Genomic DNA, 18,586 nt, shown 5'->3' with positions numbered 1-18,586 from the left:
CTTCCGTGCTCCTGCTCGCCCAGGAGCAGGCGCCGCTGCCGGTGCCGTCGGACACCAAGGTCCAGGCGCCGTCGCTCGGTGCCGTGTGGCCGGTGCTGATCGTGCTCGGCGCGGCGTGCCTCGGCGTGCTGCTGGAGGCGCTGCTGCCGCGGCACCTGCGCTGGTCCACCCAGGTCGTGCTCTCCCTGCTGGCCGTGGTCGGCGCCGGGATCGCCCTGGTGGCCTACGTCTCCGACGCGCCCGCCGCCGGTGAGCTGGCCATGAAGGGCACGCTCGCCATCGACCGGCCCGGCCTGTTCCTGTGGGGCACGCTGCTGGCCCTGGCGCTGGGCGCGGTGCTGCTGATCGCGGACCGCTCGGTCGAGCCGGGCGGCGCCTTCGTGGCCAGCGCGGCGATCCGGCCGGGCACGCTGCAGGACCGCGCGCAGGTCACCTCCACCGGCATGCAGACCGAGGTCTTCCCGCTGACGCTGTTCGCGCTCGGCGGCATGATGACCTTCTGCGTGGCCAACGACCTGCTGACCATGTTCGTGGCGCTGGAAGTGCTGTCGCTGCCGCTGTACCTGATGTGCGGCCTGGCCCGCCGTCGCCGCCTGCTGTCGCAGGAGTCGGCGGTCAAGTACTTCCTGCTCGGCGCGTTCGCCTCGGCGTTCTTCCTCTACGGCGTCGCGCTGCTCTACGGCTACGCCGGTTCCGTGCGGCTCTCGGACATCTCCTCCGCCGCCGCGGGCACCGACCGCTCCGACACGCTGCTGTTCGCGGGCATGGGCCTGCTGGTGATCGGCCTGCTGTTCAAGGCTTCCGTTGGCCCGTTCCACACCTGGACCCCGGACGTCTACCAGGGCGCGCCGACCCCGGTGACCGCGTTCATGGCCGCCTGCACCAAGGTCGCCGCGTTCGGCGGGATCCTGCGCGTGCTCCAGGTCGCGTTCGAGTCGACCCAGTGGGAGTGGCGCGGGGTGCTGTGGGGCGTGGCCATCGTGTCGATGGTCATCGGCGCGGTGCTCGGCCTCACCCAGACCGACGTCAAGCGGATGATCGCCTACTCGTCGGTGGCGCACGCGGGCTTCCTGCTCATCGGCTCCATCGCGCTGACCGAGAAGGGCCTGTCCGGCACGCTGTTCTACCTGCTCACCTACGGCTTCACCACGCTGGCCGCGTTCGGCGTGATCAGCCTGGTGCGCGACTCCTCCGGCGAGGCGACGCACCTGTCGCAGTGGGCGGGCCTGGCCAAGCGGTCGCCGCTGCTGGCCGGTGTGTTCACCTTCCTACTGCTCGCGCTGGCCGGCATCCCGCTGACCAGCGGGTTCGTCGGCAAGTTCGTGGTGTTCGAGGCCGCGATCGCCGACGGCATGGCGCCGCTGGTCGTCGTGGCGCTGATCGCCTCGGCGGTGGCCGCGTTCTTCTACCTGCGGGTGATCGTGCTGATGTACTTCAGCGAGCCCGCGGCCGACGGCCCGACGGTGACCGTGCCCGGCGCGTTCACCACCGCCGCGATCACCCTCGGCGTGCTCGTCACGCTGCTGCTGGGCCTGGCCCCCGCGTTCGCCCTGGACTGGGCGGGCAGCGGCGCGTTCGCCATCCACTAGTACGCGCTTTTCCCGACAACCGAACAGGTTCGCCTCGAAGGCCACCCCGGCTGCCCGCCGGGGTGGCCTTCGAGACATCCGGGGCGGTCGGGCCGGTGCGGGCCAGTACGCTCGTATTACAAGGGCCTGCCCGACCACCCGGGCCACCGCTGATCAGGAGTGCCGACGACGTGACTGCCACCGAGAACCCCGGTGCCCCCGCGTTCCCGGGGCTGCGCGACGCCGACCCGGAGCTGGTGCGGGTCGTCACCGACGGGCTCGGCCGCGTGGAGGCGCTGCTGCGCGACATCGTGCACAGCGACTTCGAGTTCGTCGACGAGGCGGCGCTGCACCTGGTGAAGGCCGGGGGCAAGCGCTTCCGCCCGCTGTTCACGCTGCTGGCCGCGCAGTTCAACCAGGGGAGCACCGACCAGGTGATCGCCGCGGCGGCCGCGGTGGAACTGGTGCACCTGGCCACGCTCTACCACGACGACGTCATGGACGAGGCCACCATGCGGCGCGGCGACGCCAGCGCCAACGCCAGGTGGAACAACTCCGTCGCCATCCTCACCGGCGACTTCCTCTTCGCGCACGCCTCGATGCTGGTGGCGGACCTCGGTCCGGCGGCCACCCGGGTGATCGCGGAGACCATGCGGGAACTGGTCACCGGGCAGATGCGCGAGACCGTCGGCCCCGGCGCGGAGAACCCCACCGAGCACTACCTGTCGGTGATCGCGCAGAAGACCGGTTCGCTGATCGCCACCTCCGGCCGCTACGGCGGCATGTTCTCCGGCGCGTCGCCCGCGCAGATCAAGGCGCTGCACCGCTACGGCGAGATCATCGGCGCGGCCTTCCAGCTCTCCGACGACGTCATCGACATCGCCTCGCCCGCCGCCGAGTCCGGCAAGACCCCCGGCACCGACCTGCGCGAGGGGGTCCGCACCCTGCCGATGCTCTACGCGCTGGAGGGCAACCCCGACCCGCGGCTGGCCAAGCTGCTCGACGGGCCGATCACCGACGACGGCGAGGTCGAGGAGGCGCTGGAGCTCCTGCGGGAGTCCGCGGGCCTCGACCGCGCCCGGGACACCCTCGGTGAGTACGTGGCCCAGGCGCACGCCGAACTCGCCGCTCTTCCGGGTTGCGCGGCCCGGGACGCCCTGGAGGAGCTGACACGGTACGTAGTCGAGCGAACCCGATAAGGCATATTTGCCCACCGGCACTGTGACGTACCGGCTATTTGCGCGGCATGCCGCCGGTGCTCCGACGCGTCGCAGTAACCTCCCCTAGGCTTGGGCAACCGTGTGACGCGTCGCCAGGGACGCGGCCGGGAGGGAGACGTCGGCGATGCCGTTCTTCGGGCAGGTGTGGGTGTGGAGCCTCGCCGGTTTCCTGGTCGGCGCGGCCCTGTGCTGGCTGCTGATCGCCAACCCCGCCCGCAAGCGGGCCACCCAGCTGGAGAGCGAGCTGGCGGGCGCGCGTGAGCGCGACATCCACCGGGACTTCGGTCCGGGCAGCGGCGCGCCGGAGCGCGAGTACCCGTCGACGGCGCTGGTCCCCGGCTTCGGCGACACCCGGGACAACATCGAACCCGTCCGGCGGGTGGGCGGTGGCGGCGAGGACTCCATCCGCCGCGGCCTGATGACCCTGTCCGACGAGGACGAGGGCGGCCTGCGCTCGATGCCCGCCCCCGCCGTGGGGACTGACGACCACGACCGCGACCACCACGACGACCCCGGTGGCCCGGTGGGCGGCCACGTCGACGACGACGACCGCGACGGGCACGGTGACGACCGCGACGGTCGGCCCGACTTCCGCGACGAGCGCGACGACTACCGCGACGACCAGGGCTACCGCGCCAAGCAGGACATCGACGACGACCGGGACGACCGGGACTTCGTGCCGGAGTCGGCCGCGGAGACCACGCAGTACACCGAGGCTCCCGAGTTCCGCGCGGACGACCAGCGCACCCAGTACGCCGAGGCGCCCGCGGAGACCACGCAGTACATCGCGCCCGCCGCGGCCGAGGAGCCCGAGCGCGACTGGTTCGGCGACCCGGTCGACCGGCCCGAGGGCGGCAGGCTCGTCGACGACCTCGACGAGTCCGAGCACGAGGACGACTACTACGCCCGCGCCGAGACCCGCGACGGCGAGCTGGACGACGTCGACGAGGACACCGAGGCCGCGGGCAACCGCGCCGGTCACCTCGCGGGCGACTCCCTCGACGAGGCCGACGGCGTCGACTACGCCGACGCGGACGAGGAGTACGCCGAGACCGGCGGCACGATCTTCACCCAGCACACGACGCCGATCCCGGCCGAGCTGATCCGCGAGATCGACGCGCAGGGCAAGCAGGAGCGCGCGGGCGACCACGCCCTCGTCGACGACCTGGACGACGACGTCGACGGCCACGACGAGGAACCCGCGCCCGCCGAGCGCTCCCGGCACTCGTACGCGGACGCCGAGGAACCCGCCGACGACGACCTCGAGGAGGCCCCCCGGCACCGGCACGACGTCGACACCGAGACCGACTACGAGCCGGTGTCCACCGACGTCGACCCCGCCCCGGCGGGTACCGCGACCGGCGTGTACGACCGGCCCGACCTGAGCCGGTCCGCCTACGGCCCCGACCGCGGCTACGGCGAGGCCGCCGCCTACGAGCGCGGCGACGACTACGCCGCCGGGGTCCGCCAGGACGCCGATTCGCAGAGCGAGGCCCCGGCCATCGCCGCGGCCGACGCCACCCAGTTCGTCCCCGTGGTCCGCGAACCCGAGCCGGTCCACGAGCCGGAGCGCGCGGCCACCAACGGCTCGGTCGAGCCCCGGCCGCAGGAGTCGCGCGAGCCCGCGCACGCCGCGGCCGAGCAGACCGAGATACGCCTGCCCGAGATCACCCGGCCCGAGCCCCAGGAGCCGCCCCGCCAGCGGACGTCGATCACCGAGCAGCCCGGGTTCCAGCAGCCCATCGAACCGACCCTGGCCTACGGGCAGGCGCAACCGGAGAGGACGTCGAACGTGCTGCCGAAGCGGATCCCGTCCAAGCCGCAGAACCGGTTCCCGTTCGGTGTCCAGACCGCCACCCAGCCCGTGGTGAGCACCCAGTCGGCCCCGGCCGCGACGGCCACCGCCGCGATGCCCGCCCAGGCGCAGGCGCAGAAGGCGGGCGACCGCGAGCGGTCGCTGTTCGAGCCGATCCGGCCCGCCGACGAGGTGGCCGAGTCCAAGCCAACCCCGCCGCCCCCGCACCGGCTGCGCGGCGCCCGCACCCTCCAGCAGTCGCCGACCGGCGTCGACCCGTTCGTGCCGCCCGGCCCGTTCGGCCCCGGCTCGGCCATGCCCCTCCCCGGCGGCCTGTCCCCGTCGAGCGAGTACACGATCAAGGCCAGCGTCACCGCGCTGCGCTACTGCGCACCGGACTCCCCGAAGTTCGACCGCACGGTCGCCGAGGTGTGGTTCCGCTCGGTGGCCGACGCCGAGCGCGTCGGCTTCCGTCCCCTGCAGTGACATGGCCCCGGCTCCGCCGGGGCGGCGAGATCGCCTTTGAGCCGATCTCTTCCCTCCCGGTTCACTCGGCCCGCGGGGCCGAGTGAACCGCACAGTCGGCGAGACCGGCGCGATCTCGCATAGGTACTCCTCCTCGGTGACTGCCCGGTGTCGTGGCCACCTCGCCTTGCCCGCCAGCTTGCGGTTTTCATGCTTTCGAGGGAACTGAACTCCGCCGAATCCCCGGTCGCACGACGCGCTGAAGTGGCAGTCACCCACTCAGGGTGATACAAGGAAATGCGGCGGCTGTCCCTTTGCGGGCGTCCTGTCGCGGTTCCGGGCGGCGGCACGAGGGAGGTTGCGGTGAGGCGACCGGTCCTGTGGTGCGTGCTGTCGTTCCTTCTTGGTGCCGTAGTGGCCGCGTGGCTGCTGCGCAGCCGTGGGCAGACCGTGCTGCCCTTGGCGCCGCCCCGCCCGCCGCTGACCCAGGTGCCGTTGGCCCCGGCGGAGGTCGCCGCGGTCCCGGCCGACTCGAGTTCGCCTCCTGAACCTGCCGAGGCGGACGAGGACGTGGTGCCGGTGCACATCCCGGCCCAGACCCGCGAGGAAGACGAGATCACCCGTATCTCCGGCACCCTCGACGACGCCCTCACCGCCGCCGTCGCCCCGGCGGGCCCCGGCGGCTTGGCCCCCTCGGACGAGTACACCGTCAAGGGCGCCCAAGGCGTTTTCCACACCACCGAGTCGCCCGACTACCCCCTGGTCACCGCCACCGTCTGGTTCCGCACGGTCGCGGACGCCGAACGCGCGGGATTCGCCCCCTGGCGCGACTGAGCCCGGAAAACACCGAGGCCCCACGGCAAGCCGCAGGCCTCGGTGTGGAACGGGGTGCGTCAGCCGACGACGGTCCAGGTGTCCTTGCCGCGCAGCAGACTCGCCAGGTCCGCCGGGCGGCTCGCCTTGGCGTCCTCGACCTGGGCGCGGGTCTGGTCGTCGTAGGTCGCGCGGCGGACCGAGCGGAACACGCCGGTGACGGTGTGGCTCAGGTCCTGCGCCGACAGCCGGGACAGGGCGAAGGCGTAGGACGGGTCCTCGGCGTGCGCGTCGTGCACGACCAGGGCGTCCTCGCCGACCTCGCTGACCTTGGCCACCTCGAGCGAGCCGAAGCCCGCGCGGACCACGCCGTACTCGCCGTTGGCGCCGAAGCGGATCGGCTTGCCGTGCTCCAGCGGGATCAGCCTGCGCTCGGCCTCACCCGGCTCTTTGAGCACGTCGAAGGCGCCGTCGTTGAAGATCGGGCAGTTCTGGTAGATCTCCACCAGCGCCGACCCGCGGTGCTCGGCGGCCTGGCGCAGCACCTCGGTCAGGCCCTTGCGGTCGCTGTCGAGCGCGCGGCCGACGAAGGTGCCCTCCGCGCCCAGGGCCAGCGACACCGGGTTGAACGGGTGGTCCAGCGAGCCCATCGGGGTCGACTTGGTGACCTTGCCCGCCTCCGACGTCGGCGAGTACTGGCCCTTGGTGAGCCCGTAGATCCGGTTGTTGAACAGCAGGATCTTCAGGTTCACGTTGCGCCGCAGCGTGTGGATCAGGTGGTTGCCGCCGATGGACAGCGCGTCGCCGTCACCGGTCACCACCCACACCGACAGGTCGGGGCGCGCGGTGGCCAGACCGGTGGCGATGGCCGGGGCGCGGCCGTGGATGGAGTGCATCCCGTAGGTGTTCATGTAGTACGGGAAGCGCGACGAGCAGCCGATGCCGGAGATGAAGACGATGTTCTCGCGCTTGAGGCCCAGCGACGGCAGGAACGACTGCACGGCGTTGAGCACGACGTAGTCGCCGCAGCCCGGGCACCAGCGCACTTCCTGGTCGGACTTGTAGTCCTTCGCCTTCTGCGGTTCGTCGCTGGTGGGGACCCCGGCCAGGCCGGGCAGCCCCAGGTCGGTGGTGGTCATGCGGCGTCAACCCCCTTGACGATGTCGGTGAGCACGTTCTGCAGCTCCTCCGCCTTGAACGGCAGACCGGCCACCTTGGTGTAGCTGATCACGTCCACGAGGTAGCGGCCCCGCAGCAGCAGGGCGAGCTGCCCGAGGTTCATCTCCGGGACCACGACCTTGTCGTAGGCGCGCAGGACGTCGCCGAGGTTGGCCGGGAACGGGTTCAGGTTGCGCAGGTGCGCCTGGGCGATCGACTGGCCCGCCTTGCGCACCCGGCGGCAGGCGGCGCCGATCGGGCCGTAGGAGGAGCCCCAGCCCAGCACCAGCACCCGGGCCTTGCCGGACGGGTCGTCCACGGTCAGGTCCGGCACCGGGATGCCGTCGACCTTGGCCTGGCGCAGCCGGACCATCTTGTCGTGGTTGTCGGGCTCGTAGGAGATGTTGCCGGTGCCGTCGGCCTTCTCCAGACCGCCGATGCGGTGTTGCAGACCGGCGGTGCCGGGCACGGCCCAGGCGCGGGCCAGCGTCTCCGGGTCGCGCAGGTACGGCAGGAAGGTACCGTCGGGGCCGTTGGGCTCGGTGGCGAACTCGACGGTGAGGTCGGGCAGGTCGTCGACCTCGGGCAGCCGCCACGGCTCGGAGCCGTTGGCGACCGCGCCGTCGGAGAGCAGCAGCACCGGCGTGCGGTACTTCAGCGCGATGTTCGTGGCCTCGAGCGCGGCGTTGAAGCAGTCGGCCGGGGACTGCGGGGCCACGATCGGCACCGGCGACTCGCCGTTGCGGCCGAACATCGCCTGCAGCAGGTCGGACTGCTCGGTCTTGGTGGGCAGACCGGTCGACGGGCCGCCGCGCTGCACGTCGATGACGACCAGCGGCAGCTCAGTCATCACACCGAGGCCGATGGTCTCGGACTTGAGCGCGATGCCGGGGCCGGAGGTCGAGGTGACGCCGAGCGCGCCGCCGTAGCTGGCGCCCAGGGCCGCGCAGATGCCCGCGATCTCGTCCTCGGCCTGCAGGGTGGTGATGCCGAACTGCTTGTGCTTGCTCAGCTCGTGCAGGATGTCCGAGGCCGGGGTGATCGGGTAGGTGCCCAGCACGACCGGCAGCTTCGACTGCTGCGCGGCGGCGACCAGGCCGTAGGCCAGCGCGGTGTTGCCGGTGATCTGCCGGTAGGTGCCGGGGGCCAGCTTCGCCGGGGCGACCTCGTAGGTGACGGCGAACGCCTCGGTGGTCTCGCCGTAGTTCCAGCCCGCGCGGAAGGCCAGCACGTTGGCCTCGGCGATGTCGGGCTTCTTGGCGAACTTCTCCCGCAGGAACCGCTCGGTGCCCTCGGTCGGTCGGTGGTACATCCACGACAGCAGGCCCAGCGCGAACATGTTCTTGCAGCGCTCGGCGTCCTTCTTGCCGAGGCCGGTGTCGGCGAGCGCGCCCTGGGTCAGGGTCGCCATGGCGACCTGGTGCACCTGGTAGGCGGCGAGCGAGTCGTCGTCGAGCGGGCTGCCGTCGTAGCCGACCTTGGTCAGGTTCCGCTTGACGAACTCGTCGGTGTTGACGATCAGCGTGCCGCCCGCGGGCAGGTCGGCGATGTTGGCCTTGAGGGCGGCCGGGTTCATCGCGACCAGCACGTCCGGCCGGTCGCCCGGGGTGAGGATGTCGTAGTCGGCGAAGTGCACCTGGAAGCTGGAGACACCCGGGATGGTGCCCTGCGGGGCGCGGATCTCCGCCGGGAAGTTCGGCATGGTCGACAGGTCGTTGCCGAAGGCCGCAGCCTCCGAGGTGAAGCGGTCACCGGTGAGCTGCATGCCGTCGCCGGAGTCGCCCGCGAAGCGGATCACCACCCGGTCGAGTTTGGTGACCGCGGTCGGCCGCGGTGCGTTCACACCTGTGCTCATGGGCTCGCCGATCCCTCTCTCCTGCCACTTGATCTGCTGGCTGTGCCTTGTTCAACGGTAGGCATCGCCCGACCCCGGACCGGCGCAACGCGCTACAGATCACAGCGCGGAGTCGGCGGGGACCACGACCCATGCCCAAAGTATCGGGTATCGGCCGGGCGAAATCCCAGATACATGTGACTTAAGGTCACACTTATCTCGGATGGTGGGCGCGGCCGTCCCGTGGTCTGGATTCCACCACGTCCGCACCTGCACGATCGGGTGACCCGGGGGTCAGCGGCCACCGCCCGAGGAGATCTTGGCCTTCATCGCGGCGAGCAGCTCCGCGAAGGCCGGGGTGTCCATCGAGCGCACCTGCGCGACCAGTTCGGTCTCCACCGCGTCGGGGTGGCTATCGAGCATTGCTGTCGCGCGCATGGACTCCTTGATGGAGATCACCAGCTCGCGCGGCGCGGCCGCGGCGTGCGCGCCGAGCGCCACCGCGGCGGTCACGAGCGCGTCGTGGTCGCCCGGCACGGTGGTCAGCGCGAGCCCGATCCGGGTGGCCTCGGCGGCGTCCGGGACGTGCCGGAACAGGGTCATCGCGGTGGCCGCCTGCGGGCCGACGAGCCGCTGGAGCATCCACGTCATGCCGCCGCCGGGGTGGATGCCCAGCTGCAGGAACCGGGCGTCGAAGCGGGCCGACGGCCCGGCGACGCGCACGTCCGCGGCCAGCGCCAGGTTCAGGCCCGCGCCGACCGCGGCCCCGCCGACCGCGGCGATGGTCGGCAGCGTCGAGCCCGCCACGGCGAGGAAACCCGCGTAGATCGCCCGCAGGCCCTCTTCGCGGGACTCGCCGAGCACCGTGAGGTCCGCGCCCGCGCAGAACGCCGGTGGGGTGCCGGTCACGACGATCGCCGCCGTGTCCGGGTCCTGCTCGCACTCGGCGACCAGCTCGGCGAGCCGGGCCGACATCTCCAGGGTGATGGCGTTGCGCCTGCCCGGGTCGTTGAGGGTGATGACGGCGACGCCGTCACGGCGTTCCAGCAGCACGGTGCTCATGGGCACATGGTGCTCCAGCTCACCGCGGGTGCTCCGGGGCGGGCGGGCGTTCCAGCAGGGTCGACAGCACGACGGTCGAGACGGTCCGCGAGACCATGTCCACGGCGCGCAGCCGCTCCAGCGCGTCCTCCAGGTGGTGGATGTCGGCGGCGCGCAGGTGCACGATCGCGTCCGCGGCGCCGGAGACCGTGTAGGCGGCCACCACCTCGGGCAGCGGCTCCAGCCGCTGGCGGATCCGGTCGGGGGAGACGTTGCCCTGGCAGTGCACCTCGACGAACGCCTCGGTGCCCCAGCCCAGGGCCTCCGGGTTGACCACGGCGGTGAAACCGCGCAGCACACCGGTCTCCAGCAACCGGTCCACCCGCCGCTTCACCGCGGGCGCGGACAGCGAGACGACCTTCCCGATCTCGGCGTAACTCGATCGGGCGTCGGCAACGAGCTGCGAAATGATTCGCTGATCAATGACGTCCACACGCAACATTCTGCATGCTCAAGGGCAGCGAAGCGACATTGATGCCCGCAAGTGTGGGCCTTACATTTCGTTTCATGACTTCGGCACCAGTACGCGTCCCCGTCGCGGCCCGCCTCGCCACGGCGCGCCGCTACCTGATGTGCCCGCCCCGGTTCTTCACGGTCGAGTACTCGATCAACCCGTGGATGGACCCGTCGCGCCCGGTCAGCACCGAGGGCGCGCTGGCCGAGTGGTCCGCGCTCAAGGAGACCTACGAGCTGCTGGGGCACAAGGTCGAGACCATCGAGCCCCAGCCCGGCCTGCCCGACATGGTCTTCGCCGCCAACTCGGGTACCGTCGTCGACGGGCTCGTGCTCGGCGCCCGCTTCCGCGCCCCCCAGCGCGCCGCGGAGGCCGACTTCTACCGCACCTGGTTCCTCGACCACGGCTACCGCGACGTCGTCATGCCCGAGAAGACCAACGAGGCCGAGGGCGACTTCACCTGGACCGGCGACGTCCTGCTGGCCGGGACCGGCTTCCGCACCGACCCGGGTGCCCACGCCGAAGCCCAGGAGGTCCTCGGCGTCCCCGTCGTCTCCCTGCGCCTGGTCGACCCGCGCTACTACCACCTCGACGTAGCCCTGTTCGTGCTCACGGAGGCGGGCCCAGGCACCCGCGCCCACATCGCCTACTACCCGGAAGCCTTCTCCCCAGGCACCCAACGACTCCTGCGCAGGCTGTACCCGGACGCCATCCTGGCCACCGCGGAAGACGCCGCCTGCCTGGGCCTCAACGCCGTGTCGGATGGCCAGAACGTGGTCATCCCCCGGGAAGCCACCAACCTGATCGCGGCGGTCAAGGCCCACGGCTACACCCCGCACCTGGTCGACATCACCGAACTCCGCAAATCCGGCGGCGGCCCCAAGTGCTGCACGATGGAACTGCGCGGCTAGACCGGCACTGAAACCCGCCTTCGAACGGGTCCGCACCAGCCCGGACCCGTTCGACGCGCTCCACAACGCCGCGACCATCAATCCGGATGCTGCGCCGTGTGCCGTGCCCTTGAGGTCGAGGCCATCACGACGGTTGAGTCGACATCAGGTGCTCATGAGCTGATATCGGCCTGGTCGGGCTCCAGCCGACCGGTGTCGGTAGTCGACAACAACTCCCGAAGCATCGAGTCCGAACGCGCTCTTCACGGTTGACCCGACACGTCATGTGCGTGTCGGTGCGAGTCGACGCTGGCACCGCCCTCAAGTCGGGCGTGCACCTCGTCCAGAGGGCGCTGAAATCAGCTCTCGGTGTTCATCGGCGACACCGCCACGGACCTCCACGCCGCCTGCGAGCGGAGTCGAGTTCGTCGGCTGCGCCTATTGGGCGCCGAAGCGCACACGTGAGGCGTCCTTCTTCACGTAGCCGAACCTCCCACGCGCATATGTCGGCCATCACATCTGTGCGGCTAGAGCCTCTGCCACCAGGCACAACGCGGTGGGGGAGGTGGTCTTCGGGTGGGGTGCCACCAGGCGAAGTCCGTGCGGGGGCTGTGGGTGGGGGCGAACTCGACCCGCCGCTTGGTGAGAAATCCGGTGGGAATGTCGTAGTTCGGTGGTCCAATGGCGTTACACGGCCCGCAGGAGCGGGCACACTGGGGCCAAGCCCCACCTGGTTCACCTAGCGGGTTAGGAAAAGCCGTTGAGCGCGTTCGCAGATGCACTACCGCGTCCGGAGAAGCCGAAGACGCCGGAGTTCCGCAGCACGGTGTCGATCGAGTCCGATGAGCAGAAGGCGTTCGTGCCCCCGCAGCGGGTGCCCGGACCGGTGTTCAGCGCCGCCCAAGGCTGACCAGCGGGGTAGGTGCGCGCCCGGTCCGGCGCTCGGGCGAGGATGGTGGGTGATGAGCACCCAACCCGAGGCCCGCAGGCGCTCCCGCAGGCAAGAGACCCGGCTCTGGCGCGTGCCCGTGGTGCGCGTCGAGCGCGTCACCCCGCACCTGGCCCGCGTGACGGTCCGGCACGACTCGCTGGCGAGCCTGGCGGGGGCGGGCACCGACCAGAACGTGATGCTCTACTTCTACCCCGAGGGCACCGAGCTGCCGGAGCCGCTCACCCTGGAGTCCGCGCGCGGGCTGTGGTCGCAGGTGCGGCCGCTGACCCGCACGTACACGATCCGCGGGCACGACCCGGCCACCAACGAGGTCCAGTTCGACTTCGTCCTGCACGGCGACGCGGGCCCCGCCTCGGCGTGGGCGTCCCGGGTGGCCCCCGGCGACGAGATGATCTTCGTCGGCCCGTCCCCGGCATACCAGCCCGATCCCGGTGCCGACTGGTACCTGCTCGCGGGTGACGAGACCGCCCTGCCCGCGATCACGGCGATCCTGGCCGCCCTCCCGCCGGACAAGCAGGCGCTCGCGTACGTCGAGGTGACCGACGCGGCGGAGGAACAGCCCGTGGCCGGTGTCACCTGGCTGCACCGCGACGGCGTCCCGGCGGGGGAGAGCACGGTGCTGGTGGACGCCATCCGTGCCGCGGATCTCCCCTCGGGCCTCCCGGAGGTCTGGATGGCCGGGGAACGCGCGGCGATGCTCGCCGTAAGAGCCCACCTCTTGGACGAACGCGGCTACCCGCGCCAACGCGTCCGCCCCACCACTTACTGGCGGCTGGGCGAGAGCGGCAACTGATCGGGTGAGTGTCCGGTTGGAACTTCTCACCCCGTGCGGTCGTTGACTACTCCGCTGGCAGAACGGGAAAACGCGGCGGAGGAGGCGGTTGTGCACGGACATGCGAACGGTCTGCGGACCGCCCTGCTGCTCGGTGGTCTCAGCGCGCTGATCCTGCTGGTGAGTTCCCTGTTCGGGCGGACCGCGCTGTACGTCGGCATCGGCCTGGCGGTCGTGGTCAACGGTTACGCGTACTTCAACTCGGACAAGCTGGCCCTGCGCGCCATGCGGGCCAGGCCGGTGTCGCAGGCGGAGCAGCCCGCGCTGTACCGGATCGTGCGCGAGCTGGCCACCACCGCCCGCCAGCCGATGCCGCGCCTGTACGTCAGCCCCACCCAGGCCCCGAACGCCTTCGCGACCGGCCGCAGCCCGCGGAACGCGGCGGTCTGCTGCACCACGGGCCTGCTGGACCTGCTGGACGAACGCGAGCTGCGCGGCGTGCTCGGCCACGAACTGGCCCACGTGTACAACCGCGACATCCTGATCTCCTGCGTGGCGGGCGCACTGGCCAGCGTGGTCAGCACCCTCGCCAGCCTCGCCCTGTTCGCGGGCGTCTTCGGCGACGACGACGAGGACCGCGCCAACCCCATCGCCCTGCTCCTGCTGTCCCTGCTCGGCCCCATCGCCGCGTCGATCGTCCAGATGGCAGTCAGCCGGTCCCGCGAATACCAGGCCGACGCCTCCGGCGCCCGCCTCACCGGGGACCCACTCGCCCTCGCCTCAGCCCTCCGCAAACTGGACGCGGGCACCCGCGAGGCCCCGCTCGCCCCGGAACCGGCGGTGGCCGCCCAGTCCCACCTGATGATCGCCAACCCCTTCCGCCCCGGCGACGGCGTCTCCCGCTACTTCAGCACCCACCCCGCCATCGCCGACCGCATCGCCCGCCTGGAACACATGGCCCGCGACCACTAGCCACGCCCCTACCGATCGTCGACCAGCTCCGCCGTTCCGCAGCTCCACCGTGCCCCCGCTGGTACCGGAATCTCGCTACCCCGCTCCAGCCGCCACGCAAGCTCCGCGCCTTGCGCGTTTCCGCTGGTTCCGGGCGCTCCCCGCCATCCCGCTCCAGCCGCTACGCAAGTCCCGCGTCCTACGCGCCCCCGCTGGTTCCGGGCGCTCCCCGCCATCCCGCTCCAGCCGCTACGCAAGTCCCGCGTCCTACGCGCCCCCGCTGGTTCCGGGCGCTCCCCGCCATCCCGCTCCAGCCGCTACGCAAGTCCCGCGTCCTACGCGCCCCCGCTGGTTCCGGCGCCCGCCATCCCGCTCCAGCCGCTACGCAAGTCCCGCGTCCTACGCGCCCCCGCTGGTTCCGGCGCCCGCCATCCCGCTCCAGCCGCTACGCAAGTCCCGCGTCCTACGCGCCCCCGCTGGTTCCGGCGCCCGCCATCCCGCTCCAGCCGCTACGCAAGTCCCGCGTCCTACGCGCCCCCGCTGGTTCCGGCGCCCGCCATCCCGCTCCAGCCGCTACGCAAGTCCCGCGTCCTACGCGCCCCCGCTGGTTCCGGCGCCCGCCATCCCGCTCCAGCCGCTACGCAAGCTCCGCGCCTTACGCGCCCACCGCACCGTGGGGGTCTGGGGGGTCGCCCCCCAGAAACAACAACGGCCGACCCGGTCAACGCTCTCCGTTGACACAAGTCGGCCGAGGCCGTGGCGGGTAGAGGATTCGAACCTCTGAAGCTTTCGCGACGGATTTACAGTCCGCTCCCATTGGCCGCTCGGGCAACCCGCCGGGGTGTCCGGTGCTGCTGGACGTCGGGAACTGTACCCAATGGGTCCGGGGGGCTTCCAACGGGTATCCCCTTAGCGCGGCGGAGGGGGGTGTGGGGGGTGGCGGCGGTAGCATCCGTGCGTTCTGGGGTTCTCGATCAGTTAGGCGCGGAGGTGCGTGGCACGTGGCGGACCCGTCATTCGACGTGGTGAGCAAGGTCGACCGGCAAGAGGTGGACAACGCGCTCAACCAGGCGGCGAAGGAGCTGGGCACGCGGTTCGACTTCCGCGGCACGGGGGCCAAGGTGAGCTGGACCGGTGAGGAGGCCATCACCTTCGAGGCGGAGACCGAGGAGCGGTGCGCGGCGGCCATCGAGGTCTTCAAGGAGAAGCTGGTCAAGCGCAACATCTCGCAGAAGGCGTTCGACATCGGTGACCCGGCGCTGTCGGGGAAGGTGCACCGGGTGACGGGTTCGCTGGTGCAGGGCATCTCGTCGGAGAAGGCCAAGGAGATCGCCAAGAAGATCCGCGACGAGGGGCCCAAGGGCGTCCAGGCACAGATCCAGGGTGACCAGCTGCGGGTGTCGGGCAAGAAGAAGGACCACCTGCAGGACGTCATCTCCCTGCTCAAGGGCGCCGACTTCGGCATCGCCCTGCAGTTCACCAACTACCGCTGACCGCATCACCCCCGGCCGTGGGCGGAGTCGCCCCGGTCGGGGGTGGAAGTGGCCGACGACTCGTAACCCTCCGTGTGCTGGGGGCGATGAAACCCCGGGGGGCGGGCGCCATTCGGCTGTCACCCATGTGCGCGGCCTCGGGTGGTGGAGATCCGCCCGGCGAGCATCGACAGGGGGAGCCGTGATGAAGGGCATCGTTCTGGCCGGGGGCAGTGGGACCCGGTTGCACCCGATCACCCAGGCGGTGTCCAAGCAGCTGCTGCCCGTCTACGACAAGCCGATGATCTACTACCCGATCTCGGTGCTCATGCTGGCCGGGATCCGCGAGATCCTGATCATCTCCACGCCGTCGGACCTGCCCAACTTCCGCAGGCTGCTCGGCGACGGGAGCCAGTTCGGCATCAGCTTCTCCTACGCCGAGCAGGCTCACCCGAACGGCCTGGCCGAGGCGTTCATCATCGGCGAGGAGTTCGTCGGCGACGACCACGTGGCCCTGGTGCTCGGCGACAACATCTTCTTCGGCCTGGGCTTCTCGCAGATGATGCAGGCCAACACCGCGCAGCTCGACGGCGCGGTGCTCTTCGGCTACCCGGTCAAGGACCCCGAGCGCTACGGCGTCGGCGAGGTCGACGCGGACGGGCGGCTGCTGTCGATCGAGGAGAAGCCCGCCAAGGCCAAGTCGAACCGGGCCATCACCGGCCTGTACTTCTACGACAACGACGTGATCAAGATCGCCAAGGGGTTGACCCCGTCGGCCCGCGGCGAGCTCGAGATCACCGACGTCAACCTGGAGTACCTCCGCCAGGGCCGGGCCCGGCTGCTCGACCTCGGCCGCGGCTTCGCCTGGCTGGACACCGGCACCCACGACTCCCTGCTGGAGGCGGGCCAGTTCGTGCAGGTCTTGGAGCACCGGACCGGCGTGCGCCTGGCCTGCCTGGAGGAGATCGCCCTGGACCACGGCTACATCACCCCGGACGAGTGCTACGCCCTGGGCGCCAAGCTGGCCAAGTCCGGGTACGGCGAGTACGTCATGGGCCTCGCCGTCGCCGCGGGTGCCACAGCGCGCTGACTCCCGTTGAACACGGCCGACCAGGGTCCCTCTGGTCGGCCGTTTTTCTGAGGCTTCATGGTTGGCGAGGGCGGGAGCACGGACGCCATCTCGGGCAGGAATGGGAAGCGCCAAGGCGGGTTCGTCGTCGTGTTCCTTGAGCGTCAACGCGCTGACGAGGACGTCGGCGCCGTAGAAGTGCCAGGGCGCGCATTCCACCGGGTAGCCAATCGCCGTATTGGTCGATTGGGGCACCTCGGGAAAGGGCAGCGCGAAGGGACCAGGAGTTGGCGCGCCGGGCTCAGTGTTCGGGAGGAGCGCGAGCTAGTGGGTCCGTGCTTTGTGGAGTCGGTGGCGGGGGCGGGCGAACAACGGGTAGCGCAAGAGGTTGGGGCGTAGGGCTTTCCAGGGGTCGAGTGCTGCGGCCAGGTCGTGTGGGAGTCGGGGGTTGGCCCCGGTGAGGACGTGGATCTGGTCCCGGAGCCTGCGGGAGAGGCGGATCTCGTCGGGGGTCAGGGATGGGCCGTGGGCGAGGCGCTCGGCTTCCGGGAGGGCGGCGGGTGGGTTGTCCAACCAGGCCCGGACGGCGGTGGGGAGAGCGGGGTCCTCGGGTGGGAGGGCCAGGATGAGGTTCACCGCGTCCACGCCCGGCGGGTTTACCTTGCGGTTGAGGGCTTCCGCGAGGAGAAGGGGGCGTAGCGGGTGGTCGCGGGGGAATGGTGCGATGAGCTGTCGCCACCAGGTCGTGCGGTCGGTGCTGGGGTCGTGGCGGTGCAGCCAGGTGCGGATTTGCCCAGGTGACTGGGACTTCAGGAACCGAGCCCGGTCGGCGAACCCCTGCTGCCTGCCCGGCGGGTGGTGGTAGGTCAGGTCTGTCCGGTGCGTTGTCCCGGTGATGGACCAGATCCGGCCGTATTCTCCGGGGACCTCCGGGTCTGCCGAGATTGTCACCGACGTGCCGATGGTGGGTTCGTAGGCGTAGCGGAAGTTGTCCGGTGTGATCGAGTTGTCCGGCACCAACGTGAAACCCCGGGCAGCCACGGCGACCCGGAGTTCGGTGAAGGTCGGCGGCTTCCGGCGGAACCGGCCGTAGTGGGCGGTCAGCGCTTCGCCGACGCGGCCGCGGGCGGTGAAGAGGTTTCCCGCCCGCGCGCTCAGGCCGAGCGGCTCCGGGTCGGGCCAGTCCCAGGCGAACTCGACCAGTCCGGTGTGGAGGGTCCGGCGCAGCTGCGTGCGGCTGAGGCGCCAGGTCTGGCTCGGGCCCAGGACGGCCTCCACCTCGGCCACGGTGCTGGTGTGGTCGAGCCCCAGCGCGGTGCCGGTGGTCACCAGGTCGGCGAAGAAGCGCAGGTCGGTCACCCGGTCAGTCTGGCCGGGTGCCCGCTCGACCCGCGAGCCGTTTGCTCAAGCCCGGGTGCGCCAGCTCTGCTGGTCGCTCTCCGGGAAGATCCGCCGGATGCCGCCAGCGGGCTCGGCGACGTCGCCGAGGTAGCGCGGGATCAGGTGGATGTGCAGGTGGTCGATGGTGCGCCCGGCGGCGCGACCGTCGTTGACGCCGATGGTGTAGCCGAGGGGGTTGTGCTCCCGCGAGATCCGCTCCTTGACCCGGCGCATCAGGGCGTAGGCGTCCTCGATCTCGCCGGGGCGCAGGTCGAAGAAGGACTCGACGTGGCGCTTCGGGACGATCTCGACGTGGCCCGCGGTCGCCGGGAAGTTGTCGTACCTGGCGTAGAAGTGGTCGCTCTCGTCGAGCAGGCGGTTGGCGCCCTCGTCGCGGAAGCGGCAGAACAGGCAGGTCAGCTCCGTGTCGGCGGGTGCGCCGCCCATGGTCGGCAGTTGCGTCATCCAAACTCCTCGGGGTGGTCGTCGGGACACTGAACCACCACCGGGGCACGCGCTCCAGACTTGTCGCTCCATCGGGTGCCGCCGGTCGGCGGTTGTCGGAGTATCCCGCTCCGGCGCGCACACCGGTATGGACAAAAGAAGGACGCGAAAAAGAGGACCGGCCACACCCCTGCACAGTGTGGCCGGTCCCGGTGTCCCGTCGCGCGCGAGGGCGGCGCGATCCGGAC

Annotated in this window: 16 protein-coding genes and 1 tRNA gene; 10 read left to right on the top strand and 7 right to left on the bottom strand. The window is 71.0% G+C overall.

The window, feature by feature from the left end:
• The first annotated feature begins 41 nt into the window (after positions 1-41).
• The 4 genes from nuoN to V5P93_RS34620 all read left to right on the top strand — a co-directional run bounded on the left by nuoN (position 42) and on the right by V5P93_RS34620 (position 5,882).
• The gene (gene nuoN, locus V5P93_RS34635; protein ID WP_245931170.1) at positions 42-1,589 is read left to right on the top strand and encodes an NADH-quinone oxidoreductase subunit NuoN; all 1,548 of its coding nucleotides are present in this window, start codon (positions 42-44) and stop codon (positions 1,587-1,589) included.
• A gap of 170 nt (positions 1,590-1,759) precedes the next feature.
• The gene (locus tag V5P93_RS34630; RefSeq protein WP_245931141.1) at positions 1,760-2,767 is read left to right on the top strand and encodes a polyprenyl synthetase family protein; all 1,008 of its coding nucleotides are present in this window, start codon (positions 1,760-1,762) and stop codon (positions 2,765-2,767) included.
• A 145-nt stretch (positions 2,768-2,912) separates the two neighbouring features.
• Positions 2,913-5,069 carry a hypothetical protein gene (locus tag V5P93_RS34625; RefSeq protein ID WP_181043353.1) on the top strand — a complete coding sequence of 719 codons (2,157 nt, stop codon included), beginning with the start codon at positions 2,913-2,915 and terminating at the stop codon, positions 5,067-5,069.
• Positions 5,070-5,411: 342 nt separating this feature from the next.
• Positions 5,412-5,882: a hypothetical protein gene (locus V5P93_RS34620; RefSeq protein WP_146107950.1), complete on the top strand. Its 471-nt coding sequence runs from the start codon at positions 5,412-5,414 to the stop codon at positions 5,880-5,882.
• Between the two features lie 59 nt (positions 5,883-5,941).
• Here V5P93_RS34620 and V5P93_RS34615 read toward each other — a convergent pair whose 3' ends face one another.
• The 4 genes from V5P93_RS34615 to V5P93_RS34600 form a co-directional block, all read right to left on the bottom strand.
• Positions 5,942-7,000, bottom strand: a complete 1,059-nt coding sequence (locus tag V5P93_RS34615; RefSeq protein ID WP_104477926.1) for a 2-oxoacid:ferredoxin oxidoreductase subunit beta — start codon at positions 6,998-7,000, stop codon at positions 5,942-5,944.
• Positions 6,997-8,874: a 2-oxoacid:acceptor oxidoreductase subunit alpha gene (locus tag V5P93_RS34610; RefSeq protein ID WP_104477927.1), complete on the bottom strand. Its 1,878-nt coding sequence runs from the start codon at positions 8,872-8,874 to the stop codon at positions 6,997-6,999. The genes V5P93_RS34615 and V5P93_RS34610 overlap by 4 nt, the downstream gene beginning before the upstream one ends.
• A 273-nt stretch (positions 8,875-9,147) precedes the next feature.
• On the bottom strand, positions 9,148-9,915 hold the full coding sequence (locus V5P93_RS34605; protein WP_104477928.1) for an enoyl-CoA hydratase: 768 nt from the start codon (positions 9,913-9,915) through the stop codon (positions 9,148-9,150).
• Positions 9,916-9,934: 19 nt separating this feature from the next.
• Positions 9,935-10,387, bottom strand: coding sequence for an Lrp/AsnC family transcriptional regulator (locus V5P93_RS34600; RefSeq protein WP_104478298.1), 453 nt, complete (start codon positions 10,385-10,387; stop codon positions 9,935-9,937).
• 74 nt (positions 10,388-10,461) lie between these two features.
• Here V5P93_RS34600 and ddaH point away from each other — a divergent pair, with 74 nt between their 5' ends.
• The 4 genes from ddaH (at position 10,462) to htpX (ending at position 13,994) form a co-directional block, all read left to right on the top strand.
• On the top strand, positions 10,462-11,319 hold the full coding sequence (gene ddaH / locus V5P93_RS34595) for a dimethylargininase (RefSeq protein WP_245931142.1): 858 nt from the start codon (positions 10,462-10,464) through the stop codon (positions 11,317-11,319).
• Positions 11,320-12,058: 739 nt separating this feature from the next.
• Entirely contained in the window at positions 12,059-12,208 is a 150-nt protein-coding gene (locus V5P93_RS34590) for a hypothetical protein (RefSeq protein ID WP_181043354.1), read from the top strand.
• A gap of 52 nt (positions 12,209-12,260) precedes the next feature.
• Positions 12,261-13,043, top strand: coding sequence for a siderophore-interacting protein (locus V5P93_RS34585; RefSeq protein WP_181043355.1), 783 nt, complete (start codon positions 12,261-12,263; stop codon positions 13,041-13,043).
• A gap of 90 nt (positions 13,044-13,133) precedes the next feature.
• On the top strand, positions 13,134-13,994 hold the full coding sequence (gene htpX, locus V5P93_RS34580) for a zinc metalloprotease HtpX (RefSeq protein WP_104477930.1): 861 nt from the start codon (positions 13,134-13,136) through the stop codon (positions 13,992-13,994).
• 736 nt (positions 13,995-14,730) lie between these two features.
• Here htpX and V5P93_RS34575 read toward each other — a convergent pair.
• Positions 14,731-14,811, bottom strand: a tRNA-Tyr gene (locus V5P93_RS34575).
• A gap of 163 nt (positions 14,812-14,974) precedes the next feature.
• Here V5P93_RS34575 and V5P93_RS34570 point away from each other — a divergent pair.
• The gene (locus V5P93_RS34570) at positions 14,975-15,466 is read left to right on the top strand and encodes a YajQ family cyclic di-GMP-binding protein (protein ID WP_181043356.1); all 492 of its coding nucleotides are present in this window, start codon (positions 14,975-14,977) and stop codon (positions 15,464-15,466) included.
• Positions 15,467-15,650: 184 nt separating this feature from the next.
• Positions 15,651-16,535 carry a glucose-1-phosphate thymidylyltransferase RfbA gene (gene rfbA / locus V5P93_RS34565; protein WP_104477932.1) on the top strand — a complete coding sequence of 295 codons (885 nt, stop codon included), beginning with the start codon at positions 15,651-15,653 and terminating at the stop codon, positions 16,533-16,535.
• Between the two features lie 303 nt (positions 16,536-16,838).
• Here the strand turns inward: rfbA and V5P93_RS34560 are convergent, their stop codons facing one another.
• Together V5P93_RS34560 and V5P93_RS34555 are read right to left on the bottom strand one after the other, a co-directional pair.
• Positions 16,839-17,873, bottom strand: coding sequence for a hypothetical protein (locus V5P93_RS34560; protein WP_104477933.1), 1,035 nt, complete (start codon positions 17,871-17,873; stop codon positions 16,839-16,841).
• Positions 17,874-17,918: 45 nt separating this feature from the next.
• Positions 17,919-18,359 (bottom strand): HIT family protein, encoded by a 441-nt coding sequence (locus tag V5P93_RS34555; protein ID WP_245931143.1) that lies wholly within the window; start codon positions 18,357-18,359, stop codon positions 17,919-17,921.
• Between the last annotated feature and the right edge of the window lie 227 nt (positions 18,360-18,586).

The organism is Actinokineospora auranticolor (assembly GCF_041897805.1).
Lineage (GTDB): Bacteria > Actinomycetota > Actinomycetes > Mycobacteriales > Pseudonocardiaceae > Actinokineospora > Actinokineospora auranticolor.
The sequence above is the reverse complement of the archived record's forward strand: the minus strand, read 5'-3'. Positions and strand labels throughout refer to the sequence as shown.